Consider the following 23,412-nt stretch of genomic DNA (forward strand, 5'->3'; position numbering starts at 1 on the left):
CGACCATGTCGACGATGTTCTTGGCGGTGTCCTTGACCAGCGCCAGCTGCTCCTGGGGCGTGTTGCCCAGGGCGTTGCCGCCCAGCGCGATGACAACGGACTTGCCGTCACCCTTCTGATAAGGCATAGCTTCTCTCTTTCTTTCGATAATGCAAACAGGCCGACAACCGGAAAAGCCCGGTGTCGACAGCATACGAATCACGGCGCTCGATGAAAAGGCATAAAAGGGTTTACCGCGCAGAAGCAAGAGGGGCAAACCAAGCGCACCCATCCGTAAACCATAGTAAACCCCGCAGATGAAACGCTGGTTTGCGTCGGAACATCCCGGGGACTACCCCTCTTTCGGCATTCGATTCGACGCATGCACATATCTCCCTCGGCAGACCCATCCGGATGCGATCGGATCTCCGTTCTCGATCGCATCCGGGAAATCAGAAACCGACTACACTTGATTGACTAGCTTGAAAACCTTCTCTTTTTCCCCTCTGAGAAAGTGAACAATGTTCTCGCAGCTCAAACGCTCAAGATCTTCAATAGCTGTGGTGGAATAGAATGCAGAATGCGGCGTGATGATAACGTTGTCTCGACCAACCAGCTTGCTGGATGCCAAATCGGGCGTTTCGTCATGCAGAACGTCGGCACCGAACGCGCGCACCCGCCCTTCATCGAGAGCCTCGACAAGAGCGTCTTCGTCCACGCACAAACCACGACCAAGGTTGATGAACAAAGGCTTGCGAGCCATGCGGGCAAACGCCGCAGCGTCGAAATAGCGCTCGTTGTCATCGGTCAAGCACATGTGATTTACGATAATGTCGGATTCCGCAAGCAATTCATCCTTGCTGACCCGTGCCACCCCAAGCTCGGCGAAATCCGCGTCCGACACATAAGGATCACATGCGATTACCTTCTTCACCAGACCCGATGCTTTCTCAGCCGTGCATTTTCCTATTTTTCCAAACCCAACAATGCCAAGCACCTGATCTTCAAGGCGAGGCCACTGAGGCGCTGCCGCATAATCCCATTTGTGACGCTCGTCGATTTCCCTTTGGTAGAACTTAAAGTGCTTGTTGAGGGCGCTCATGTACGCGATGGCGCTCTCCGCAACGTCCCAAGTGCAATACTCGCCCACAGGACACACTCCGATACCACGTTTGGTTGCCTCGTCCAAATCAACCTGGTCGAACCCCGTCGAATTCAACGATATCACCTTGAGCCGAGAAGCATGGTCCATAGCTTCGGCGTCCACGGAAACGAATGCCGTGAGCAGCGCATCAGCATCCGCTAGATGCTCATAGAATTCACCGCGCTTGTTGTCTTCGTACTCATACACCTCAACATTCGCATCAGAACCAAGACCTGCCTTCAGCGTTTCAATTTCCAACGCATGATCAGGCATCATGCAGTCTGGATGGTCGCAAATCAGAACCTTCATAAATGCTCCGCCTTCCCGAACGACGTCATTACGGACGCTCGATAGGCTGCGTCAGGCAATGGGGGCCGCCGCCCGCATGCAGAATCTGATCCAACGGCACATCGATCACGTCCAGACCCAACGCGCGCATCTTGTCGTTGATGTGCTTGTTCTTCTCGATGGCAACAACCTTGCCGTTGCCGATGCACTGCACGTTGCAGCCATGCTTGTACATATCCTCGCTGGCTACGGGAATCAGCTCGAAGTTGCGGCGCTTCAACATTTGCAGGAAGTTGTAGGGAAGCTGGTCGATGCAGGCCAGCGCCACCTGCGGAGCCACGATGTTGAAGATCATGTCGAGGTGCAGGTTGTCGGGAGGGCACGGCACGCCCACCACGGTGTAGCCGAACTTCTGCAGTTGGTCGCGCAGGTTGTCAACACCGGCTTGGTCGGTACGATCAACCTGGCCCCACACCAGCGTGTGCTCGTCGATCATCCAGAAGTCGCCGCCCTCCATGCAGCCTGCGTTCACGCGCGCCACAATAGGAACGCCCAGCTCCTTGAGCTTCTCTTCGTACGCCACGGCCTCGACCTGACGAACCGGGTGACGGAAGTGGCCGATCACCGCGCCTTCCTTGATCATGCAGCCGTAATCGCGCGCAAACGTCATCACCTCGAACTCGGGGCGCGCCTCCACTTCCACAACCTCGATGCCGTTGTCCCTGTAGGCGTCCACAAGCCTCTGCCACTCGGCCACCATGACGTCGTTCTTTTCCTGGTCGCCCTTCTTCATCCACTCGGCAGTGATCACGTTGATGCCGTTGAACTGGTAGTAGCGCGGCGAGCACATCATCACTTTCTTCAGAGGGTTCGTCGCGTTCGATACGTATACCTTTTCTTCAGCCATGAGAGGCCCCTCGTGTATTCTTTCTGCCACTGTTTTCGGGCGTGGCACCCACCACATCTGACGCCGTGGTCGCGTTACTCATGTACCTGAAAGCCAGGGCGCAAACGCCCCGAACAGCGCGGATGATCACAGCATCACGGCCACCGTAAGGAACACGCAGCACACCAGGAACAAAAACCCTACGATAGGAGCAGCTTTCTTCACCCAGTCGCCGTAGCTCATGTGCGCTGCCGAAGTGCAGGTCATCACCACAATAGAGGTGGGCGAGATCATCTTGGCCAAACCAAGCGCCATGCAGTAGATGGTCACCATGATGGCCACGTCCACGCCGGCGAACTGCGAAAGCGCCGCCATGATGCCCATGGTCGCCGCCGCCAAACCCGTTGACGAAGGAATCAAGCACGCGATAAGGAAGTAGCAGACCAACGCCACGATCACGAACGCGACGGGAGGCAGCGACGACAAGGTGTTCTCGCACAGGTGCAGGATAGTGGGCGTGATTTGCCCGCCGTCCATAATCACCTGGATACCGCGAGCCAACGGCACCACGAAAGCGGTGGACACCAATCCTGCGGCACCCTTGATGAGCGTGTCGATGATCTTGTCGGCCTTGTAGCGCATGACGAGGCCCGCAAGCAGCGTCATCACCATCACGAGCATGGCAATCTCGGGAAAATACCACGACCCAAACGGCGTGATGTCGCCTCCCAGAACTTCGCGAAGCACCGGCGTGACGCCGATCCACGCGACGAACTGCTCGAAGAACGTCCAGTCCGGATTGATGGACGTCCACGGCACGCAGCCAACCACCATGATGGCGAACGTAAGAACGAAGATAACCAAGACGCCCTTTTGCCGACCCGAAAGCTCCAGGTTCTCATGCTCGGAAACCGGGAAGTCAATAAGATCCTGCTTGCGACGGAAGAACTGGACCGACTTCTCAGGATGCGCTTTCACCTTGTCGGCGTAGCGGTTGATAATGAGTATGACAAGGGCGGTAAACACCACCAGCATCAACACGCGCATGCCCATGCCGTCGCCAGCCGAGATGCCCGCAATGCCCGACGCAATGCCCGTGGCGAACGGGTTCACCGTTGAAGCCAGGCAGCCTGCCTGCGTGCCCAGAACCACGATCATGATAGCCACTACGGTATCGAGGCCCAGCGCCAAAATGACGGGCACGAACATAAGGAAGTACACGATGCCCTCTTCGTAAGCGCCCTCCAACGTGCCAAGAAACGACATGAGGCATACGAGTATGGCAATAAGCAGGTGCATGTTGTTCTGGTTCTTTACCGTGATGCGTTTGAGAGCCGTTTTTACCGCACCGGTCTCTTCCATCATTTCAAGAAAGCTGCCGAACAGCAAGATGGTAAGAGAGATGGCAATGGCGCCGCTCATGGTGTCCGACCCCAGCATGCCCGTAATGGGAGCCATGAGCACATCCCACAGCCCCTGCGGATTGGACTCGACGATGTGATACGTCCCTGATATGGCATCGCCGTTAGCGTTCAGTTCGTACGCACCGCCCGGCACGAACCAGCTGAGCACGGCGATGAAGCAAATGACCCCGAACAAGATAACGTACGTGTTCGGCATCTTAAATTTCTTCTTGCCCTTTTTGGGCTCTTTGTCCGACATGGAAGCTCTCCTCTCCTTGCGGCGCTTCCGGCGCATCAAGGCGCAACCGTCCGAAGGCGCGCCCGGCGGGCGCTCTGCAGGCCGCACCCGCCGCGCGGATCCGAACAGAACCGCGCGGCACGCCGGAAAAACGACTTAGACGCGGGGAATGTACAGGTCGCCCAGGGTGGCCGCCATGATGGCCTTGATGGTGTGCATACGGTTCTCGGCTTGCTGGAATTGACGGCCATGATCGGAATAGAACACCTCGTCGGTAACTTCCATCTCCTTCACGCCAAAACGCTCGGCTATGTCGGCGGCGTATTCGGTCTCGGCGTTATGGAAGGCTGGCAGGCAATGCAGGAAGATGTAGTTCGGGTTCTTCACGTGCGACAGCAGGCTGGCGTTCACTTGGTAGGGAGACATGAGCTTTACGCGCTCGGCGAACTGGGACTCCTCGCCCATGGCCGCCCATACGTTCGTGTAGATGGCGTCCGCCCCCTCCACAGCCTCCACCGGATCGTTCGTCACGGTGATGGTGGCCCCGCTTTCGGCGGCGAAGGCCCGGGCAAGCTCCACGATGGCCGGATCGGGCTCAAGCTCGGACGGAGTGGCGTTGTAGTAGTTCACGCCCAGGATAGCGCTGGTGATCATAAGGGAATTCTGCACGTTGTTGCGACCCTGGCCGCAGTAGGCCAACGTCAACCCCTCCAGCTTGCCGAAGTTTTCCTTCATGGTCATGAAGTCGGCCAGCATCTGCGTGGGATGCTCCTTGTCGGTAAGGCCGTTCCATACCGGCACGCCACTGTGCTTTGCAAGGTCCTCGACGTGCTCCTGCGCGAATCCGCGGAATTCAATGCCGTCGAACATGCCGCCCAGCACCAGCGCGGTGTCGCGCACCGTCTCCTTTTTGCCAAGCTGGATGTCGTTCTTGCCCAAGTACTCGGGATGCGCGCCCAAGTCGATACACGCAGTGGTGAACGCAGCGCGGGTGCGCGTGGACGTTTTCTCGAACAAAAGCGCGATGTTCTTGCCCGCCAGGTAGCGATGAACCACGTTGCGCTGCTTCAGGTCCTTGAGATGCTCGGCGAACCCGATGAGGTACATCAGCTCGTCTTTCGTGTAGTCCCTCGTGGAGAGGAGGCTGCGTCCTTGGAATACCGACTCAGTCATGTAGTGCTCCTTTCGATGGATGCCTCTGCGTCCCAATCCCCGACGGACGTCGCACCCGATCGGCACGACCCCTCCTGGCAGGCCAGGTACTGCATGCATCATACGAAGCTCCCAGACAGCGTCCCCCTGGACAGGAGAACAAAACTCGCACCAGTCGCTTTGTTCTCCTGAACAAATAATTCCGAACAGCAAGAATCTAGGATGAGACGCAAAGCGGGTTCTTCCAGGGAAGCGGAGGTCGCACATGGCTCTTTCGTTCATCGACTACGTCATCATCGCGCTGTACTTCGTTGTCATCGTAGCCATCGGCTTCATAGCTGCACGATTCGCGAAAACCCAGGAAGATTACCTGGTTGCAGGCAGACGGCTGTCGTTTCCCCTGTTTTTCGGCTGCATGGCGGCGCTCACGCTGGGAGGAGGATCCACAATCGGCAGCGCTCAACTGGGGTATCAGTTCGGATTCGGCGGCATCTGGCTCAACCTGAGCATCGGGCTCGGCCTGATCGCTGCAGGCTTTCTTGTGACCACCAAGCTGTCGAAACTCCGCGCACTCAGCGTGAACGAGGTAGTGGAAAGCAGCTACGGCCCCACCGCTCGTGTATTCAGCTCCGTTCTCACTCTCATATACACGCTTACGCTCAGCGTAGTCCAAGTCATATCCATCGGCACCATCATCAACGGAACCATCGGCCTGGACCCCCGACTGTCGATGGTGCTTGGCGGCGGCATCGTGATTCTGTACACATTCGTGGGAGGCATGTGGTCGGTCACCATGACCGACATCGTGCAATTCGCGGTAAAGACCGTCGGCATCCTCATCCTTGCGCCCCTTTTCTGCATCTCGGCTGCCGGGGGCTGGGATGCCCTCATGAGCAAGGTGCCCGAAACGTACCTATCGGTGGGAAGCATGGGGTTTGACAAGAGCTTTTCCTATATCGTGCTCTACGTGCCCGGACTTATCATCGGCCAAGATATCTGGCAGCGCATATTCACCGCGAAAAACGAAACCGTATCGAAGCGAGGCACCATCGGAGCCGGCCTTTACAGCATCCTGTACGCGTTCGCCACGGTGATCATCGGCATGAGCGTAGCGGTGCTCCTGCCTCATCTGGACAATCCGCAAAACGCATTCGTGACCGGTATTTCCACGTTTTTGCCCGTGGGGGTTCGCGGGCTTGTTTTGGCAGCTGCCATGGCCGCCACAATGTCGGTTTCCAGCGGCACGATCCTCGCCTCGTCCACCATCCTGTACAACGACCTGTACGCGCGCTTTTGCAAAAGCCAGCCCCATCGCCTGAAAGAAGTTACGGCAACGCGCCTGTCGGCCCTTGTCATAGGCATGGTGGTGATGGCGTGCTCCCTATGGATCAACGACGTTCTTGTTGGGATCGACATCTGCTACGGATACCTGTCGGGATGCGTGTTCGTGCCCTTGGTAGCCAGCTTCGTATTGAAGCGCTTCAGCCCGAAAGCGGGCCTGTACGCATTGGGAGCAAGCTCGGTTGCCGTTACCGTAAGCTTCCTGGCGCTAGGAACGGCAAGCTCGCTTCCCATCGTCGCAGGAATGGCGTCAGGCCTGGCTGCTTACACGATCGTCAACATCGTGAGCAAGAAGAAAATCCCCTCGCCCTTGCACGGAAGCTCTCTTGGAGGTTCCACCGGCAACGCCGAACAAGGCGAATGAGCGGTCAAACAACATCTCTTTCGGGAAGAAACACCAGATCGAGCAAGCCGACGAACGATTTGTCGTCCTCGCAAGAAATCCCCAGCACCGCTTTCATTTTCCGCATGCGATACCGTACGGTGTTGGGATGCTGATGCAACTCCTCCGCTACCGCCTTGACGTCTCCCTGCCGCATCACCAACGCTTCAGCCGTGCGGACAAGCTCGGTTCCGTGCTTCTCGTCGTAGGCGGAAAGCATGGTGCGGTACAGTTTGCTTGCGCTCATAAACAGGCGATCGTAGCGTACGGCGTGCGCAAACGCCGCAACGTGCAGCTCCGACCAGCGAACCAGGTGCCGACCGCAGCGACGAGCGTTGTCCGCAGCGGCAAGCGCTTGGCGAATGCCCACGTCCCCGTCGCCCAAATGCACCGTTTCGCCTACGCCAACATGCAGGCCCTCTTCCAACCCGAGCACCGAGAGGCAGCGCTTCTCGGCAGTCGCCCGCTCTTCGTCGCCCACAAAGCCATACGCCACGAACGCAAGGATATGGCCATGATAGCGGCACGCCCCCACGAATTCCACCGCGAAGCACTCCGCCTTCACCGCATCCAGCGACGAAGACACCGAGTCGAGCATGGCGTAAAACGAGCAAGTGTCGCCCGTGCGCAACGCAAACGCAAAGCACTGAAGCATCGAGCCGGTTGTGCCGACGATCGCGCTCAACCTTGTGCGGACGCGATCGTCGTCATGGGCGGCCAACAGCTCGTCCAGAGCGTTTCCCTTGTCCAGCTCCGCTTGATCTCGCCGAATGAGATCAAGCGACTGATACGCTACGGTTTCATGGTAGGCCCCATCGTATACATAGACGGGAACGCCGCGCTCGGCGCTTTCCTTGCGCACGGCGTCGCTGATGGGCGGATCGTACACCGTCTTGATCGCGATAGCGGCCACGTCCCTGCGCAGCATGGCCAAAAGCGACTTCTCCGCAAGCTCGGGATTGCCGTACGCAAACCCAAGGTTCGTCAGGATAAGCTCGCCTGGAACGTACACTTTGTAGTCGTTGTAGTCAGGAGGACAGTCCAGAATGCCCACGTTGCGAACCTCTCGCTGCCAAGATCCTTCGCACGGCGCAATCAGCTCCACGCTTTTGAACGCCGGCAACGCAACGATGTCTGCAACGGTAACCAAAATCCTTCACCTCACCCTAAGAAGTGACCGCCAAGAAGATGCTATGGCCCGCATGATACCCCATCACGGGGAACAAGGTTCGACAACAACGCAAGTTTGACGGGAAGCGCGCGTCGCATCCGGCAAGCAAACGAAAGCTCCCTGCACACGGCGGCTTGGCCGCACGGCAAGCAAAGGAGGGCCGAACAGGCCGACCGCTCCTTCTTCGTTTTGCCCCTACCCCTCTTTCGGCATCCTCCACAAAAGAACGAAGCCAACGATGAACAGCACCGCAATGGACAGGACGCCCACCGAAGAGTTGCCGGTGATCTGCGTAAACACGCTCACCAGCAGCGTGCCCATGACCGCAGCGTACTTGCCGAAGATGTCGAAAAAGCCATAGTACTCGTTCGCGTGCTCCTTCGGAATGAGCTTGCCGAACTCGGATCGGGACAGCGCCTGGATGCCCCCTTGGAACAAGCCCACGCACACGGCAAGTATCCAGAACTCCAAAGCCTCCCGCAAAAAGAACGCTGCGAACAACGTGATGCAGAAGTACGCGAACACCGCCACCAGGAGCATGCGCTTCGTGCCGAACCTGGTGGACAGGCGGCCATAGGCGATGGCCGAGGGAAACGCCACGAACTGCGTCAGCAGCAACGCCAATACCAGCTGGGTGGAGTCGATGCCCAGATCGGTTCCGTAGCTGGTCGACATTTTGATAATGGTATGCACGCCGTCGATGTAGCAGAAGAACGCCAGCATAAAATAGCGCAAGCGCCGATCGCGGGCGATGTTCTTGAGCGTTTTCCACAACCCCGCGAACGTATCGCGGAACAAACGCGCGGCGCGCTCCTTGTAGTGCGTCTGATGCACATCGCGAATGAGGGGAATGCTGAACGCAACCCACCAAGCCGCCGTGATAACGAAGGCGATCTTCATGCCCGTCATCATATCGATGCCGACAGACGGCCCGCCCAGCACCACCGCCAAGCACGCGATGAATGGAATGCAGGAACCGATGTAGCCCCAAGCATAGCCCTGCGACGACACCTCGTCGTACCGCTCGTCCGTAGTCGCGTCGACCAAAAACGCGTCGTAGAACACCATCGAGCCGTTCACCATGATGGAAGCCACCACGTACACGATCAAAAACGGCAACGCTTCGGTGGGTATGCCCAACGCCGCGCACGCCACGGCGCCCGTGCCCACGAAGCCGATGAAGAACTTCTTCTTGTTGCCTTTGAGGTCGGCCAAGCTGCCCAAAATGGGCATGAGCAACGCCAGCAACAACGCCGCCACGGTTTCCGCATAGCCCCACGCCACGACCACCGAGGAACCAGGCTCGGCAAGCGTGGCGAAATACACGGGGATAAGGGCGGTCGACAACATGATGAACGCGGAATTCCCCACGTCATAGAGGATCCAGCTTCTCTCCTGCTTGGTCAGCTTGCCGAACATTCCACGCCCCTTTGTAAGGTTTTCCACAAGTGGGAAACCGACGGTTAACAAGTACCCGCACATTGTATATGATAGCGCGTAGCGCCATCGGTAAAATCAAGGTCAGAAACGGAGTTCACGCTATGCCGGCTATCATCACGCATGACTTTTTCGGACGAGACGTGTACGACCGTCTGTTTACTCTTATCGGCGGCTCGCGCGACGAAGCGGACGCGTTCCTCCTGGGCAACCAAGGTCCCGACCCGCTGTTCTACACTGTTATCAGCCCCGGCCTGAGGTCGCACAATCGCCTGGGCAACACCATGCACAGCGAAAAGCCCGCCGAGCTGCTCAAAGCGTTCAAAGACTCGCTCTCGATCCTCAACAGCGCCGAGCTGCCCGTGGGCCGCGCGTACGCGCTGGGATTTCTGTGCCATTACACCCTGGATTCCACCATGCACCCGTTCGTGTTCTTCCACGAGTACCGCCTGTGCGACGCCGGCGAACCCGGCCTGTCGCGCGAAGACGGCTCCGAGGTTCACGGCGTCATCGAAAGCGAGCTGGACGAGCTGGTCTTGTTCAAGAAACGCGGGGTTAGCGTTGCCGCGTTCAATCCCTCAGAGGAAATCCTCAAAGCAAGCGACTTCGCACTGAACGTAATCTCTAAGATGTTCGCCTACGCCGCTCTCACCGTGTACGGCGCGATAGTCCCCGCCGATCTGTTCGAGCGAGCCGTCAAGAACTTTCGCCTGGTCCAGCGCGTATTCTACTCCCCCACCGGAACCAAGCGCGCCGTGGCGGGACGCCTGGAGCGGATTTTGCGCCCGCACTCGTTCTTCCAGTCTATGAGCCATCGTCCAATCGAACTGACAGAAAGCCCGTTCGACAACCGGCAGCACCGCCCTTGGGAGAACCCCTTCACGGGAGAGGTGCGCACGGTCGGCTTCTGGGATCTGTACAACGAAGCGCTCGAAAAAGCATACGGGAACATCTCTGCGTACGACCGGGAAAACTTCAACCTGGAAGATGCTCGCACCCTGACCGACAACCTGGACTTTTCGGGCGAGCCGACGGTAGCGGTACTCGTCTCCGTCGAAGACAGCGCGAAAAATACAGCTCCTTCCACTTCGTTTGCGGACGCGTAAGCGCCCATGCTGGAAGTAGTCCTTGCCATCCCCTTCTGGCTCGAGCTTGCCGCATCGTTGACCGGCGGGCTGTCTGGCGCCATGAGCGCCGTACGGGCGCGCTACGATATATTCGGCGTGGTGTGCATCGCCATCATCACCGGTCTTGCCGGCGGCATCATGCGCGACGTGCTGCTTCAGAACTACGGTATTTACGCATTTCAGAAACCTACGCTTATCATAGCCTGCGCCGTTGCGGGCGTGGTGGTGTTCTACTTCGGCAAGCTGGCTACGTACTTGGACCCCGTAGTGGATCTTCTGGACAACCTGTCCGTAGCCTTGTGGGTCGTCATCAGCGTGGGGAAAGCCACGTCGGCCGGGCTCGACATCGTGCCCGCCATCATCTTGGGCACCATCACCGCTGTGGGAGGCGGCATCTTACGCGACATTTGCATGAATCGGGAACCGGAAGCGTTCCAGGCAGGAGCCCTGTACGGCAGCGCGGCGCTGGTGGGCAGCATCGTGTACGCCGTGCTGCACCAGAACCACATCTTGGATCACTACGCGGAGCTCATCTGCGTGGCCATTGTGCTGGGACTTCGATACGCGTCGCTGTTCTTCGGGTGGCGCACGCAAGAGCCGCGCGATTACTCGGACGTAGTGGCAAGCGCCGTGGCTCGTCCCGTGAAGTCGGTTGCCCGCCGCGTGCGCCCGCCCAAGGGAAAGATCGAACGCGAGCGCGAGCGTAAGACGGCCTACGACAAGCTGCGTCGCCTCTGGCGAGCGCCGGGCAGCACGTCGCCGTTGCCCCCTGCAGCCGGCGGCCTTGGCAAAGCGGGTGCAAGCGACGTTACCGCGCCGCTCAAAGCGGTCGAGCAGGCCAGCGACCCCAGCGATCGCATTATCGTCAACCGGGAAGAGCTGCGCCGCTTCATCGACAGCACCGGCGGGTCGAACGACGAAGACGAGCGCGACCCCTTCGAGCCGCGCAGCTAAACGCCGGGGCCTCGCAGCGACGAAACGGTCGGCCTCCCCCCGCCCGAACCAACTAGAGCGCGGTCGCGCTCCGGCGATTTCGCGCAGACTTCCTCGTTTCTGCTGAAAAATTGCGTTTGCGAATGATCTTTTTCAAGAATAGTCGGAACAGCGACTCCATGACCTGGGATAATATTTACTGACTATTTTACTACTATAATACAAGGCTTTCAAAATCGTTCGCAAACGCAATTTTTCAGCAGAAACGAGGGCTCCGCGTCATATTCCGGGAGCCCTCGCTGGGTCATGACCATGGGCCGGCGTCCAGACCGTCGTCTCGCAGGCTGCAGCCGCGCATCCAGCAAGCTCGAATCGTTGGAGAACGGCTGCGCTACACGTTTTTCAGCAGCACGGTGTTCATAGTGTCGGCAACATGCTCGCACGCATCGCAGCAGCGTTCCATGCGATCGAAGATCTGCGACCACACCAGCACGCGCATCGGGTTTTCGCGATCATGCGTATGCAGCTTGCGGATGACCGTCAAATACAGCTGGTCGGCCTCTTCCTCGTAGGTATTGACGTCCACGATCAGCTGCTTGAACTTCTTGGACTTCTTGAAGTTGCGGAAATCCTCCATGGCCGTGTCCAAAGCCTCGCAGCTCTTCTTGATCAGACAGGCGAACTCGAGCGCGTCGTGGTGCATGAAGTGCACATCGTACATGTAGAAGCGCTGGATGACGTCTTCGATGTAGTCAGTGATATTGTCCAGGAACTGGGACATGTCGATGATGTCCTCGCGCTCGATGGGCGTGATGAAATCGGTGGCAACCGTCCTGAAGATCGAGTGGTTGATCTCGTCGCCTTCGTGCTCAAGAGCGTGCGCACGCTCCATGGCATCTCGCAGGTTCTCGGCTTCCGTGAACTTCTCGATTGCCTCGATGAGCAGGTCGGCCTCCTGCACTGCCAGCTTCGTCTGCTTCTCGAACGCGTCAAAGTAATCGAACTTCTGTTTCTTGGCCATTGGGTCTCCTTACGAGAACATCAGGAACAAGTGGGCGAACGCAAATCCAAGCAAGCCGCAGCCCGGAAACGTCAGCACCCATGTCTTCACCATGTCGACGGCAATCCCCCACTTCACAGCGCTTTTTCGCTTGGCTGCGCCCACTCCCATGATGGCCGTCGTATTCGTATGGGTAGTAGACACCGGAAGCCCGGCGAACGTGGAGAGCATAAGGCAGAAGAACGTCGCGCAACTGGCCGCGAACCCCTGAAAGGGCTCCAGCTTGACCATGTCGACCCCGACGCTTTTAATGATGCGCTCGCCGCCTACGGCGGTGCCCAACCCCATGTTGAGCGCGCAGAAGAACATCAGCCAGATGGGCAGAACCATTTGATCGGCTTGGCCCACGCCGGTTGCCAGCGTGATGGCCAGCACGAAGATGCTCATGAACTTCTGGCCATCTTGGGCACCATGCATGAACGCCACGCCGGCCCCCGACACCACTTGCGCCCAGCGAAAGCAGGCGGCGCTTCGATGCCGATCGAGATTGCGGCACGCGCGGCCGATGATTTTGGAATTGAGCCAGCCGAGAAAAAAGCCCAGAAGCGTGGAAAGCAGGATGCCGTAGACGACCTTCATCCATTCCGCGCCGTTGATGGCGTCCAAACTGCCTTGCAACGCGATGGCCGCACCCGTAAGCCCGGCGATCAAAGAATGGCTCTGACTGGTCGGTATCCCGAAATACCACGCCGTTGCACCCCATACGATAATGGCGATCATCGCCGCCATGAGCGCTATGAGGGACTGATGCGCATCTCCACCGAAATCCACCATGTTGAATATGGTGTGGGCAACTGCGGAGGTGAAGAGAGAGATAACCAAGAGGCCCAGGAAATTGCAGACAGCCGCCATCAGAATGGCATGCTTCGGCTTCATGGCACGCGTCGATACCACGGTTGCGATAGCGTTGGGAGCGTCGGTCGCGCCGTTGACGACGATCACGCCGATATTGAGCAGGGTCACCGCCACCAACACCGGGTTGGAGACGAGCTCGGCCACAAATGCAGCCCACTCTATGGTCACAAGGTCCCTTTCAACAAACCAGTAAAAAGGCTCAGCAACTCATCAGTTTAACGTAAATCTGACAAACCGAAAGGGTCTTAATCCGCTTTCCACGTCCTATTTCGTTTCCAGAGGTAAAATAAACGTAAAAGGCATTCGGAAAAACCCGCTTTGCCAATAGGGTCGATTCGGACGAGCCGCATTCATGATAAAGTAAGTTACTCAATAGGAGTTCCGGACGGCGCAGGGGCGCCATTTCCCCTCCTATGTTCGGATGCCCGTCGATTCAACGCCACGGCGACACCCCGGGGGAGGGGGTCTCGAAATGGAAAAACGCCTGCAATTGCCCTTGCAGACCGCCGACCTCATCGTCGGCTTCATGGTATGGGTTGTGCTTTCGTCGTTGCTGCCGGCCATCAAGCAAGATATCGCCATTCCTCCCGACATGGTGGCCTTGGTCACGGCCATCCCCATCGTGCTCGGCAGCGTTCTTCGCGTGCCGTTCGGCTACTGCGCGAACCTTTTCGGCGCACGCGCGGTGTTTCTGGGCAGCTTCATCGTGCTGCTCTTTCCCGTCTGGTTCCTCAGCGAGGCCACCACGTACCAGGAACTGCTGATAGGCGGCACGTTTTTGGGCATTGCGGGAGCAGTGTTCTCCGTGGGGGTCACCTCTCTTCCGAAGTACTATCCAAAAGATCGACACGGATTCGTGAACGGCGTGTACGGGTTCGGCAACATGGGAACGGCGCTGACCACCTGGCTTGCGCCCGTTGCCGCGTTGGCGCTGGGATGGCGAGGGGCCGTCAAGCTGTACTTGGTGCTGTTGGTTGCGTTCGCCGTGCTGAATTTCGCGCTGGGCGACCGCAGCGAACCGCGTGTGAAAACCCCCGTCATGCAGCAGCTTCGCCAGATCGGCAAAGACGCACGGCTCTGGTTCCTTTCGCTGTTCTACTTCGTGACCTTCGGGGCGTTCGTGGCGCTGACCGTGTATCTGCCGAACTTCCTCACATCGCACTACCACCTGGACGCCGTAACGGCAGGAGCCGCTACCTCGATCTTCATCGTAGTCGCAGCAACGGTTCGCGTGCTGGGCGGATGGCTGAGCGATCGATTCGACTGCTACAAGCTTCTGGCCTGCGTGTTCGCGACATTGACTGCAGGGGCCGCCGTGCTGGCGCTGGCGCCGGGGCTGCCGATGTACCTGACCGGAATCTACCTGATCAGCATTGCTTGCGGAATAGGAAACGGAACCGTGTTCAAGTTGGTTCCCACGTACTTCACCAAGCAGGCGGGGCCGGCGAACGGCATCGTGTCCATGTGGGGAGGATTGGGCGGCTTCTTTCCACCGCTCGCCATGTCGGCCTCCGTGGCTGCTTTCGGGAGCAATGTACCGGGGCTGGTCGCGTTCGGCCTGTTCGCAGCCGCTTGTTTGACGATCTCGCTGCATATGGGGCGGCGGGGGTAAGAGGAAGGGGAGGCATCAACCCCCTTCGTCTCGCCCCCGCCCGACGTCGCCCTTACGCGTAGTAGGCGAACACGCGCTTGCGCTCGTTGCCGATCTTGGTCAAAGCCTCGTGCCCTGGCAAGACCACCGTCTCGTCGGGAAGCGCGGCCAAGCGTTTCAAGGAACGACGCATGGCGTTCATGTCGCCACCCTGGAAATCCGTTCGGCCGATAGATCCGCAGAACAGCGTATCGCCCGAGATCAGCACCGGATCTCCCGCAGGATTCGTACCGAACTGAGGATCGAGGAACAAGCACATGCTGCCCTCGGTATGCCCGGGAGTGACGAGCACTTTCCACGGCATGGAGCCGATCTTCACGATGTCTCCGTTGCTGACAACATGATCGACCGGACACGGCTCCGTGCGCATGTCGTCGCGCGGCAGCTGCTTCTTGCCTTCGATGACGGGCGCATCGATTGCCGACGCGATGACGGTCGCGCCGGTTTTCTCGCGCAGCTCCTTCGCAGCCCCTACGTGATCGGAATGCCGATGCGTCAAAACGATGGCATCGACCGTGCGGTCCCCCACTGCCTTCAAAATCTCGTCGGCCTTGCAGGAGGGATCGACCACGATAGTAGCCTCTCCGTCCGAGATGATGTACACGTTGTTGCCCAGCATGCCAAGCGTCACGAACTCGACGGACACGCACGTGCTCTTGACCTTCTTCACCTGAGCCATGGACGGCCTCCTTTACTTCTTCTTTCCGTTGCCCTGCTTGGGCACCATGCGGCGAGCGTCGAACACGCCCTCGATGCCGCGCAGCTTGCTCAAAATGGTATCGATATGGTTGATGTCCGAAACCTGGAACAAAAAGCGCATCTCCGCCATGCCATCGCGATGAGCCGTGACGGAGCAGTTCAGGACGTTCGCTCCCATTTCGGACAGCACCACGGTCACGTCGCGCAGCAGGTTCATGCGATCGAGCGCGTCAAGGAACACCTCCACCTTGAACGACGTGTTCTTAGGGAGGTCGCGCTCCCACGCCACGTCGATGATGCGCTCCGGCGATTGCTTGAGGTCAGTTGCGTTCGGACAATCCGCGCGGTGCACCGACACGCCGCGCCCACGCGTCACGAAGCCTAGAATCTCGTCGCCGGGCACCGGGTTGCAGCAGCGAGACAAGCGAACCAGCACGTCGTCGATGCCCTTCACCACCACGCCGTTACTGGTGTGCGCCTCGTGCTTTTTCGGACGCTTCACCGACGTCAGCATGGGCGGCAGCTTGCCCGTGGACATGTCGGACGCGCCGAAGCCGAGCGTCTCGGCCTCTTCGTTGCCCTTGTCCACCAAGATCTTGAGCAGGCGGTTCGACACGTGCTGGGCGCTTTCCTTGCCCGTGCCGATGTTCACCAGCATGTCGTCGGGATCGTTGTAGCCCATGTGATCGGCCACGCTCTTGATGGCGCGCATGGATTGGGCGCTCGAAATGCCCAGACCGTGCTTGCGCATCTCGCGCGTCAGCTTGTCGCGGCCGTTCTGCAAATCGTCCCCGCGGCTCACCCGGCTGAAGTACGACCGGATCTTGCTGCGCGCGCTCGGCGTCTTCACGATGTTGAGCCAGTCGCGCGAAGGGCTTGCGCTCTTCTGCGTGAGGATATCCACGCGGTCGCCCAGCTGCAACTCGTACGTTAGCGGCACGATGGCGCCGTTCACCTTCGCGCCAACGCAGTGGTTTCCCACCTCCGTATGGATGGCGTACGCGAAATCGACCGGCGTCGATCCGGCTCGCAAGCTCATGACCTCGCCCTTCGGCGTGAACACGAACACTTCCGTAGGAGCAAGGTCAACCTTGAGGTCCTTCAGGAACTCGCGCGAGTCCTGCGACTCGTCCTGCCAGTCCACCATCTGGCGCAACCACGCAAGCTGCTGGTCGATAGCATCGCCGCCCTTGCCGCCCTTCTCCTTGTAGCGCCAGTGGGCAGCCACGCCGTATTCGCTCTGCCGATGCATGTCCTCGGTGCGAATCTGCACCTCAAGCGGTCGGCCGGCAGGACCGATGACCGTCGTATGCAGACTCTGGTACATGTTGAACTTCGGCATGGCGATGTAGTCTTTGAAACGCCCCGGCATAGGATGCCACAGCGTGTGCACCGCGCCCAGAGCCGAATAGCAGTCCTTGACCGACTTCACGATGACGCGCACGGCGATCAGGTCGTAGATCTCGGAGAAGCCCTTGCCCTTCTTCGTCATCTTCTGGTAGATGGAGTACAAGTGCTTCGGGCGGCCCATGATCTGCGCCTGGATGTTCACTTTGCCCATCTCGTCGTGCAAGATGCCGATGATCTGGTTCAGGTAATCTTCGCGCTCGGCACGGCTTTCCGTGACCATGCGGCTGACCTGCTTGAACTTGTTGGGCTCCAGATAGTAGAACGACAAGTCCTCAAGCTCCCACTTGATGGAGTTGATGCCCAGGCGGTGCGCGATGGGCGCATAGATCTCCAGGGTTTCGCGCGCCTTGAAGATGCGCCGGTCCTCGCGCAGCGCGCCCAGCGTGCGCATGTTGTGCAGGCGGTCAGCCAGCTTGATGACGATGACGCGGATGTCTTTGCTCATGGCTACGAACATCTTGCGAATGGTGGCCGCCTGCTTGTCCGACAGGCTCTCCACCTCGATGCGCGTGATCTTCGTAACGCCCTCGACCAGCTGCGACACCTGGTCGTTGAACTCTTCGGCCACCTGCGCGGCGGTCACGCACGTGTCCTCCACGGTGTCGTGCAGGAGCGCGGCGATGAGCGTTTCCACGTCCATGCGCAGATCGGCCAGGATAATGGCCACTTCCACGGGATGGGCTACGAACGGCTCGCCGCTTTTGCGACATTGGCCCTCGTGCGCATCGCTTGCAAAGCGGAACGCCTTGGCCAGCAGCGCTTCATCCGCTTCGGAAAGATACGTAGAGGTCAAACGTTGAAGTTCGATGAAGCGATCCTCGGGAGTCTCCGCCTTCTGCCCGTCGCGCTTGGCCTCGGGAGCAAACGACTTCTCGGCCACATGCGGACGGCCCAACAGATTGTCCTCGACCGTCTGCCTGCCCGTCGATTTCGGGGCTTCGCCCAGCAGCTCTTCGCGATCGTTCTTAGTCATCGTCGCCCTCCTTTCCATGCAGCGCCTTGCCCGGCAAGATAGGCCGGGAAACGCGTATATGCAGGCTAGCAGAATCGCTCTTCATCGCCCAGTCGCGGAACGCGTGAAATATCTCGCGCTCCCCCAAACCTTCGCGATAGCGAACGCTGTCCGTCAACTCCACTTTATCCTGCGTGTCCTTTACGTGAATGGATCGCGCCATCCCGTCGGCGCCGAACGCCGTATGGGTCTCGATGAGACCCAATTCGCGAAACACCGCCACGCCGCATGCCGCGGAAGCGGGGCTCACCGGGAAGACGTCCGTGCTGGCAGCGGCAGCCAGATCGGCGTTGCCCAAGGTGAAGAACGTATCGGAACTTTCGCGCTGCAAGCTGCGCAGCTTGCGGTACACCTGCGCCAAGCAATCGTGGTCGGGGGTCATGTCGCGCAAAATGCTCTCGTTGATGGAGCAGTCGTTGCGCCCAAACAACAGGTGAACGCTCGCGCCCTGCCCGTCGCGCCCGGCGCGGCCGCTCATCTGGTTGAACTCTATCTCGTTGAACGGCAGATGATACAGCACCACGTGGCGAATATTGGGAATGTCCACGCCCTCGCCGAATGCGCTCGTGGCCACCAGCACGCTCAGCGCGTCGGTGCGGAACAGCTCCTCGATGCGCTTGCGCTCGCTGCGAGACAGCCCGGCGTTGTAAAAGCCTATGAGCGGGGCGATCTGGGGCACGCGCTTGCGCAGGCTGCGCGCGACGGCCACGGACTGCTCGCGCGAGTTCACGTAGATGACCGTCTTTTCGCCCGACGCAACCAGATTGGCCAGGTAGTCGTCGCGATTGCGCAGGTTGCGCCGGTCGTCCACCGCCAGGTTCGGGCGATCTGCAGTGTCGAACACGCAGGAGTCGATGGGCAGCTCGCGCTCGATGGCAGCGGTGACGTCGTCATCGGCCGTGGCGGTAAGCGCCAGCACCGTGGGGGCGGGGCTTCCCAGCTTCGCGATGGCGGCGCCAATGGTAGCGTAAGCAACGCGCTGCCCGGCTTTCGCCAAGCCCACGTGATGGGCCTCGTCCACCACCACGAAGCGAACGCGACCCGTAGCGGCGAACTCGTCTGCATGCCACGCCAGGAACTCGGGCGTGGTCAGCGCGATGTCGTAGGTGCCGTCGCCCAGCCCGGCAAAAGCCTGGCGGCGCTCTTCGGGCGTGCTTTCGCCCGTCAGCGTGATGACCCGCACCCCGAACGCATCCAGCGCTTCGCGCAGATGAAACGCCTGATCGGCAATAAGCGCGCGCAAGGGATACACGAACAGGCTCACCTCATGGCTCGCCAGCGCACGCATGGCGGCATGCACTTGGAAGGTCAGGGACTTGCCGCGCCCCGTCACCATCACGCCAAGGACCGAGCGATCCGCGTCCAAGTGATCCAGGATGTCGCGCTGAGCGTCATGCAGCGAGCGGTCGCCGATGATGGCGCGCACGATGTCGCGCTCCAAGCCCTCGGGATCCTCGACGGCCTTGGCCTCCCAAAACGCACGGTTCTTCTCGAGCGCAGCCTCGTAGGCCTCCACGTCCTCGGGACGATGCTGCACGTTGGTGCACAGCTCTGCATCGCTCGTTGCGTACAGATCGGCCACGAAGCTGAGGTTTTCGGGATTGAGGCACGCTTCCAGGCCGCCGCACGTGCGCGCAGGAGCCAGCGACTGCAGCATGGCCTTCACCGACTTGCGGCCGCGCCATTCGTCGATCTGCACCTCGAACGCGGCGTTCACCACGCTGTCGGTGCGCATGAGCGTTTCGATGTCCGAGCAGTGGAACATGATGCCGGCCACCGTTGCGCGCCCGTCAGTGAGCGAGCAGGAGAAGTGGTTCTTCTCCGCGCCCACCGCGCGCGCGTTCACCAGCGTCACATCGCGTGCCAGGTACACGGGCACGGGGTGCTCCTGCCCAAAAGGCGCCAGTTTGTCCAGTTGAGCCACGCTTTCCAGCGTCAGCTCGTCCAGACTCACGCAGGCGTCGATCTTCACAAGCGGATGGAACGCGCCCTCGGGCAGCTCGTTCATGTAGGCGCACAGGCGCTGCTCGAACTCGGGCAACTTGTCGGCCGGCAGCGTCACGCCCACGGCGGCCTCATGCCCGCCGAAGCGCGTGAGCAAATCGGACGCGCTTTCCACGGCCTTGAACAGGTTCACCTGGCCCACGCTGCGACCGCTGCCGCGCGCCTCGTCGCCGTCGATAGTGAACAGCAGGCTGGGCACGCCGTACGTGTTGACCAGGCGACTTGCCACAATCCCCTTCACGCCTTCGTGCCAGCTTTCGCCCGACACCACAAGCGCCCGCTGGCCCTGGTACACCTCTGCGGCACGAGCTTTCGCGATCTCGGAAAGCTCCGCCTCGATGGCGCGGCGCTGGTCGTTCACGTGCTCCAGTTCGGCCGCCAAGCGATTGGCCTCTTCGAAGTCGTCGGTCATGAGCAGATCGAGCGCCAACTGCGCGTCGCCCATGCGACCCGCAGCGTTCAGGCGCGGAATGACCGAGAAGCTCAAGTTCGTGGCGCTGACGGGCTTGTCGATGGCGCCGCTCGTGGCAAGAAGCGCCGCAATGCAGGGGCGCGGCTCCTTGTTCATGCGCGCGATGCCGTCCGCGACGAGCGCGCGATTCTCCCCCCGCATGGGCATGAGGTCGGCCACCGTTCCCAGGGTGGCGAAGTCGGTGTAGTCCCGCCACAGGTGCGGCTGCCCCAGGCGACCGCCCAGCACCTGCACCAGCTTGAGGGCCACGCCCACGCCGGCAAGAATGGCGCTTGGGCAGGTGGGATCGCATTTGGGATCGGCTACGGGCACGCCTTCGGGCACCAGGTCAACCGGCTCGTGGTGATCGGTGACGGCCAGGCCAAGCCCTGCCTCCACCACCATGGCGGCCTCGGCCTTGCAGGCGATGCCGCAGTCCACCGTCACGATGAAGTCCGGGCCGAACGAACACGCGCGCAAAAACGCCGCCTCGGACAGCGCGTAGCCTTCCTCGAAGCGCAGGGGAATGAACGGCGTAGCCTGCGCGCCCAGGGCGCGCAAACCGCGGGTGAGCACCGTGGTGGCGGAAATGCCGTCCAGGTCGAAATCGCCGAACACCAGGATATGGTCGCCGCGCTTGACGGCGGCTTCCAGAGCGTCGGCCACGTCGGACAGGCCGGGAATGATGTATGGGTCGAGCCAATCGCGATCGAGCGAGGGGGCCAGAAAACGATGGACGTCCTGGGGGCTCTCGATGCCGCGAGCGACAAGGGTCGCCGCGATAAAGCGCGGAAGGTCGAGTTCCCGTTGCAGCCGATCCACCGATGCGGGGTCGGCCGCTTTAATGTTGAACTGGGCAGACATGATTCTGGTACCTAACATGCGAAGTTTCGAATAGTTCGCCTGCCATTGTCCCACATTCGAGAAGGCGTGTCACCGCCGAAGGCGCAGGCGGCGAGGCGGCCTCGCACGCGACGCGCCCCGGAACGCGTCTCCGGAACGCATCTCGAAAACGTCGCAACGGCGTCAGCCTTTTGCCAGCGGAGCAACCACGAACGATATAATCAGGTAGATACCCAGGATGACGGCAAGAACAATACCCGCACGTCGATCAAGCTTGGCATCCTCGCTCAAGGGTTCACCATCCTGCTGAGATCTTTTCTGAATCGCGCGATTATCGCGCCAGGTAGCAAGACACACCCATGCGCACGAGCCCACGATACCCGCAATAGCCATGAATATCGCAACGCCTACGAAGTCGAAGCCTCCCAGTTCGCGCACGTACGTCGATCCCAGCAGGAGCAAAAGCGACGCCGTGCACACCAGCATGACCGCCGACATACGCTTGCCCAATCGCTTCTGCTCAGGTGAAGCAAGCTCTTCGTCGGTGGCCACGGTGTTTCCCGCAATCGACCGCAGCCACCGCCCGTGCCAGTAGTTCCAGGCCGGCGCCAAAAACAGAGCGCATATCAGCAGCACCAGAATCGTCCCTACCAGAAGTTCGTTCATCCGCTTCACCCCCGCTTCTTGTTGCTCTTGCAATATAGGTCTCTATCAAAGTGTAAGGGGAGATCTTGTCGCGAAGCAAGAACGGACCGATCACCACGCACACGACAGCGGAAACAAGAGGCCGCCCCGTCGTTGCCTACCGCCCGAACCGTCGCGCGCCGCGCGAGCGGGATTGGGCCGCCGCTGCAAGCGCCGACCGCAGGTCGAAAGCGAAATCGCGGTGTCCAGGCGCCCCGAATACCGCCCGCAAAAGCCAACCAAGAATACAAGTGGGAGACGATTCCGCCCGGCCTCTTCACGAAACCGTCGGGTGCTGCGATACTGCGGCCATACCCAACCGGCCTCCGACATACCGGAGGCCCCAACGAAAGGAATCGCACATGAAGATTTCCGCTCGCAACCAGCTTAAAGGCACCGTTGCAGAAATAACCGAAGGAGCCGTCAACGGCGTGGTGTCCATCAACTTGGGATCCACCGTGGTCAAAGCCGACATCACCATGGAGGCCATCGCCGACCTGGGGCTTGCGGAGGGAATGGGCGCCACGGCCATCATCAAGGCCAGCAACGTCATGTTCGCCGCCGGAACCAAGCGCATCGCAGGCATTTCCGCCCGCAATCAAATCCCCGGAACCATCGCATCCGTGAAAAAGGGCGCCGTCAACGGCCAAGTGGCGTTGAAAACCGCCGAGGGTTCCCTCATCAAGGGCTCCATCACCAACGAAGCCATTGAAGAACTGGGGCTGGCGGAAGGCGAAGAGGCGCTCGCCATCGTGAAGTCCACTGACGTTATGGTGGGCGTAGAGTAGCCCTTCCCCCATCAGATCGACGCGTTTGAGCGGCGTCGACAGCCCTTTCTTTTGGAGCCGGAGCCCACAAAAGGCGCCGGTTCTTTTCACGCACCCGCGACAACGGGAGCAGGAGGCCGCCTCGTCGTTGCGGGTTGCCCGAACCCCTGCAAGCCGTTGCGCAATAGGCGCGTTCGTCCTCGAGGGCCGCACGAACCGTTGCGCGGCGGGCGCGTTCGCCGTCCGACTCCCTCCGCTGTCAAAACGGACGAGTTTTGCTGGTCCTCAAATCAGGATAATCGCAAGCAGAAAGCTTCTGACCTGGTACGTTGCAAAACGCCCGCAGCCAGGTCGCCCCGAAAGGGCTGAAAATCGCCGCAAAACGGGGATGCGGCAAGAAGTTGGACCGCCCGAGGGCGGTCCACGACCGATCGAACGGCCCCGAAGGGGCCGTGAGGAGGGAGCTGCATGTACACGGAGCGCGAGAAGGTCAGG

General features: G+C 60.0%; 17 protein-coding genes and 1 pseudogene. 5 read left to right on the top strand and 13 right to left on the bottom strand.

The window, feature by feature from the left end; translation table 11 throughout:
* The 5 genes and pseudogenes from DMP08_RS12670 to argF form a co-directional block, all read right to left on the bottom strand.
* A pseudogene (locus DMP08_RS12670) lies at positions 1–127 on the bottom strand (carbamate kinase); the annotation flags it as partial.
* A 315-nt stretch (positions 128–442) separates the two neighbouring features.
* Entirely contained in the window at positions 443–1,432 is a 990-nt protein-coding gene (locus DMP08_RS11555) for a hydroxyacid dehydrogenase (protein WP_123193032.1), read from the bottom strand.
* 28 nt (positions 1,433–1,460) lie between these two features.
* Positions 1,461–2,318: a dimethylarginine dimethylaminohydrolase family protein gene (locus DMP08_RS11560; RefSeq protein ID WP_123193033.1), complete on the bottom strand. Its 858-nt coding sequence runs from the start codon at positions 2,316–2,318 to the stop codon at positions 1,461–1,463.
* A gap of 126 nt (positions 2,319–2,444) precedes the next feature.
* Positions 2,445–3,959, bottom strand: a complete 1,515-nt coding sequence (locus DMP08_RS11565) for a YfcC family protein (RefSeq protein ID WP_123193034.1) — start codon at positions 3,957–3,959, stop codon at positions 2,445–2,447.
* Between the two features lie 135 nt (positions 3,960–4,094).
* The gene (gene argF / locus DMP08_RS11570; protein WP_123193035.1) at positions 4,095–5,111 is read right to left on the bottom strand and encodes an ornithine carbamoyltransferase; all 1,017 of its coding nucleotides are present in this window, start codon (positions 5,109–5,111) and stop codon (positions 4,095–4,097) included.
* A gap of 244 nt (positions 5,112–5,355) precedes the next feature.
* On the opposite strand from argF, the gene DMP08_RS11575 reads away from it, so the two are divergent.
* Positions 5,356–6,795: a sodium:solute symporter family protein gene (locus DMP08_RS11575; protein WP_123193036.1), complete on the top strand. Its 1,440-nt coding sequence runs from the start codon at positions 5,356–5,358 to the stop codon at positions 6,793–6,795.
* A 4-nt stretch (positions 6,796–6,799) separates the two neighbouring features.
* Here the strand turns inward: DMP08_RS11575 and DMP08_RS11580 are convergent, their stop codons facing one another.
* Together DMP08_RS11580 and DMP08_RS11585 are read right to left on the bottom strand one after the other, a co-directional pair.
* On the bottom strand, positions 6,800–7,963 hold the full coding sequence (locus DMP08_RS11580; protein ID WP_244596970.1) for a helix-turn-helix domain-containing protein: 1,164 nt from the start codon (positions 7,961–7,963) through the stop codon (positions 6,800–6,802).
* A gap of 216 nt (positions 7,964–8,179) precedes the next feature.
* Positions 8,180–9,403, bottom strand: a complete 1,224-nt coding sequence (locus tag DMP08_RS11585) for an MFS transporter (protein WP_123193038.1) — start codon at positions 9,401–9,403, stop codon at positions 8,180–8,182.
* 122 nt (positions 9,404–9,525) lie between these two features.
* Between DMP08_RS11585 and DMP08_RS11590 the strand changes: the two genes are divergently transcribed.
* Positions 9,526–10,527 (top strand): zinc dependent phospholipase C family protein, encoded by a 1,002-nt coding sequence (locus DMP08_RS11590; RefSeq protein ID WP_123193039.1) that lies wholly within the window; start codon positions 9,526–9,528, stop codon positions 10,525–10,527.
* A gap of 6 nt (positions 10,528–10,533) precedes the next feature.
* Positions 10,534–11,502, top strand: a complete 969-nt coding sequence (locus DMP08_RS11595; RefSeq protein WP_123193040.1) for a trimeric intracellular cation channel family protein — start codon at positions 10,534–10,536, stop codon at positions 11,500–11,502.
* Between the two features lie 370 nt (positions 11,503–11,872).
* Here DMP08_RS11595 and DMP08_RS11600 read toward each other — a convergent pair whose 3' ends face one another.
* Together DMP08_RS11600 and DMP08_RS11605 are read right to left on the bottom strand one after the other, a co-directional pair.
* Positions 11,873–12,502: a DUF47 domain-containing protein gene (locus DMP08_RS11600; protein ID WP_123193041.1), complete on the bottom strand. Its 630-nt coding sequence runs from the start codon at positions 12,500–12,502 to the stop codon at positions 11,873–11,875.
* 9 nt (positions 12,503–12,511) lie between these two features.
* Entirely contained in the window at positions 12,512–13,564 is a 1,053-nt protein-coding gene (locus DMP08_RS11605) for an inorganic phosphate transporter (protein ID WP_123193042.1), read from the bottom strand.
* Between the two features lie 304 nt (positions 13,565–13,868).
* Between DMP08_RS11605 and DMP08_RS11610 the strand changes: the two genes are divergently transcribed.
* Positions 13,869–15,008: a nitrate/nitrite transporter gene (locus DMP08_RS11610; RefSeq protein ID WP_123193043.1), complete on the top strand. Its 1,140-nt coding sequence runs from the start codon at positions 13,869–13,871 to the stop codon at positions 15,006–15,008.
* Between the two features lie 52 nt (positions 15,009–15,060).
* Here DMP08_RS11610 and DMP08_RS11615 read toward each other — a convergent pair whose 3' ends face one another.
* The 4 genes from DMP08_RS11615 to DMP08_RS11630 all read right to left on the bottom strand — a co-directional run bounded on the left by DMP08_RS11615 (position 15,061) and on the right by DMP08_RS11630 (position 22,141).
* Complete coding sequence (locus DMP08_RS11615) at positions 15,061–15,726, bottom strand: MBL fold metallo-hydrolase (RefSeq protein WP_123193044.1); 666 nt, start codon at positions 15,724–15,726, stop codon at positions 15,061–15,063.
* Between the two features lie 12 nt (positions 15,727–15,738).
* Positions 15,739–18,129 (bottom strand): RelA/SpoT family protein, encoded by a 2,391-nt coding sequence (locus DMP08_RS11620; RefSeq protein ID WP_123193045.1) that lies wholly within the window; start codon positions 18,127–18,129, stop codon positions 15,739–15,741.
* A complete protein-coding gene (gene recJ / locus DMP08_RS11625; RefSeq protein ID WP_123193046.1) occupies positions 18,122–21,487 on the bottom strand; it encodes a single-stranded-DNA-specific exonuclease RecJ in 3,366 nt (1,121 codons plus the stop codon). The genes DMP08_RS11620 and recJ overlap by 8 nt, the downstream gene beginning before the upstream one ends.
* 162 nt (positions 21,488–21,649) lie before the next feature.
* Positions 21,650–22,141 carry a DUF3784 domain-containing protein gene (locus DMP08_RS11630; RefSeq protein WP_123193047.1) on the bottom strand — a complete coding sequence of 164 codons (492 nt, stop codon included), beginning with the start codon at positions 22,139–22,141 and terminating at the stop codon, positions 21,650–21,652.
* Positions 22,142–22,512: 371 nt separating this feature from the next.
* On the opposite strand from DMP08_RS11630, the gene DMP08_RS11635 reads away from it, so the two are divergent.
* Entirely contained in the window at positions 22,513–22,938 is a 426-nt protein-coding gene (locus tag DMP08_RS11635; RefSeq protein WP_123193048.1) for a TOBE domain-containing protein, read from the top strand.
* The last annotated feature ends 474 nt before the right edge of the window (positions 22,939–23,412 follow it).

Origin of the sequence: Paraeggerthella hongkongensis (assembly GCF_003726035.1) — a bacterium.
In the GTDB taxonomy this organism is placed as follows: Bacteria; Actinomycetota; Coriobacteriia; order Coriobacteriales; family Eggerthellaceae; genus Paraeggerthella; species Paraeggerthella hongkongensis.

Coding starts and splice junctions, on each gene's coding strand:
- DMP08_RS11555 (WP_123193032.1), bottom strand. CDS start 1,432: ATGAAGGTTCTGATTTGCGACCATCCAGACTGCATGATGCCTGATCAT.
- DMP08_RS11560 (WP_123193033.1), bottom strand. CDS start 2,318: ATGGCTGAAGAAAAGGTATACGTATCGAACGCGACGAACCCTCTGAAG.
- DMP08_RS11565 (WP_123193034.1), bottom strand. CDS start 3,959: ATGTCGGACAAAGAGCCCAAAAAGGGCAAGAAGAAATTTAAGATGCCG.
- argF (WP_123193035.1), bottom strand. CDS start 5,111: ATGACTGAGTCGGTATTCCAAGGACGCAGCCTCCTCTCCACGAGGGAC.
- DMP08_RS11575 (WP_123193036.1), top strand. CDS start 5,356: ATGGCTCTTTCGTTCATCGACTACGTCATCATCGCGCTGTACTTCGTT.
- DMP08_RS11585 (WP_123193038.1), bottom strand. CDS start 9,403: ATGTTCGGCAAGCTGACCAAGCAGGAGAGAAGCTGGATCCTCTATGAC.
- DMP08_RS11590 (WP_123193039.1), top strand. CDS start 9,526: ATGCCGGCTATCATCACGCATGACTTTTTCGGACGAGACGTGTACGAC.
- DMP08_RS11595 (WP_123193040.1), top strand. CDS start 10,534: ATGCTGGAAGTAGTCCTTGCCATCCCCTTCTGGCTCGAGCTTGCCGCA.
- DMP08_RS11600 (WP_123193041.1), bottom strand. CDS start 12,502: ATGGCCAAGAAACAGAAGTTCGATTACTTTGACGCGTTCGAGAAGCAG.
- DMP08_RS11610 (WP_123193043.1), top strand. CDS start 13,869: ATGGAAAAACGCCTGCAATTGCCCTTGCAGACCGCCGACCTCATCGTC.
- DMP08_RS11615 (WP_123193044.1), bottom strand. CDS start 15,726: ATGGCTCAGGTGAAGAAGGTCAAGAGCACGTGCGTGTCCGTCGAGTTC.
- DMP08_RS11620 (WP_123193045.1), bottom strand. CDS start 18,129: ATGACTAAGAACGATCGCGAAGAGCTGCTGGGCGAAGCCCCGAAATCG.
- recJ (WP_123193046.1), bottom strand. CDS start 21,487: ATGTCTGCCCAGTTCAACATTAAAGCGGCCGACCCCGCATCGGTGGAT.
- DMP08_RS11635 (WP_123193048.1), top strand. CDS start 22,513: ATGAAGATTTCCGCTCGCAACCAGCTTAAAGGCACCGTTGCAGAAATA.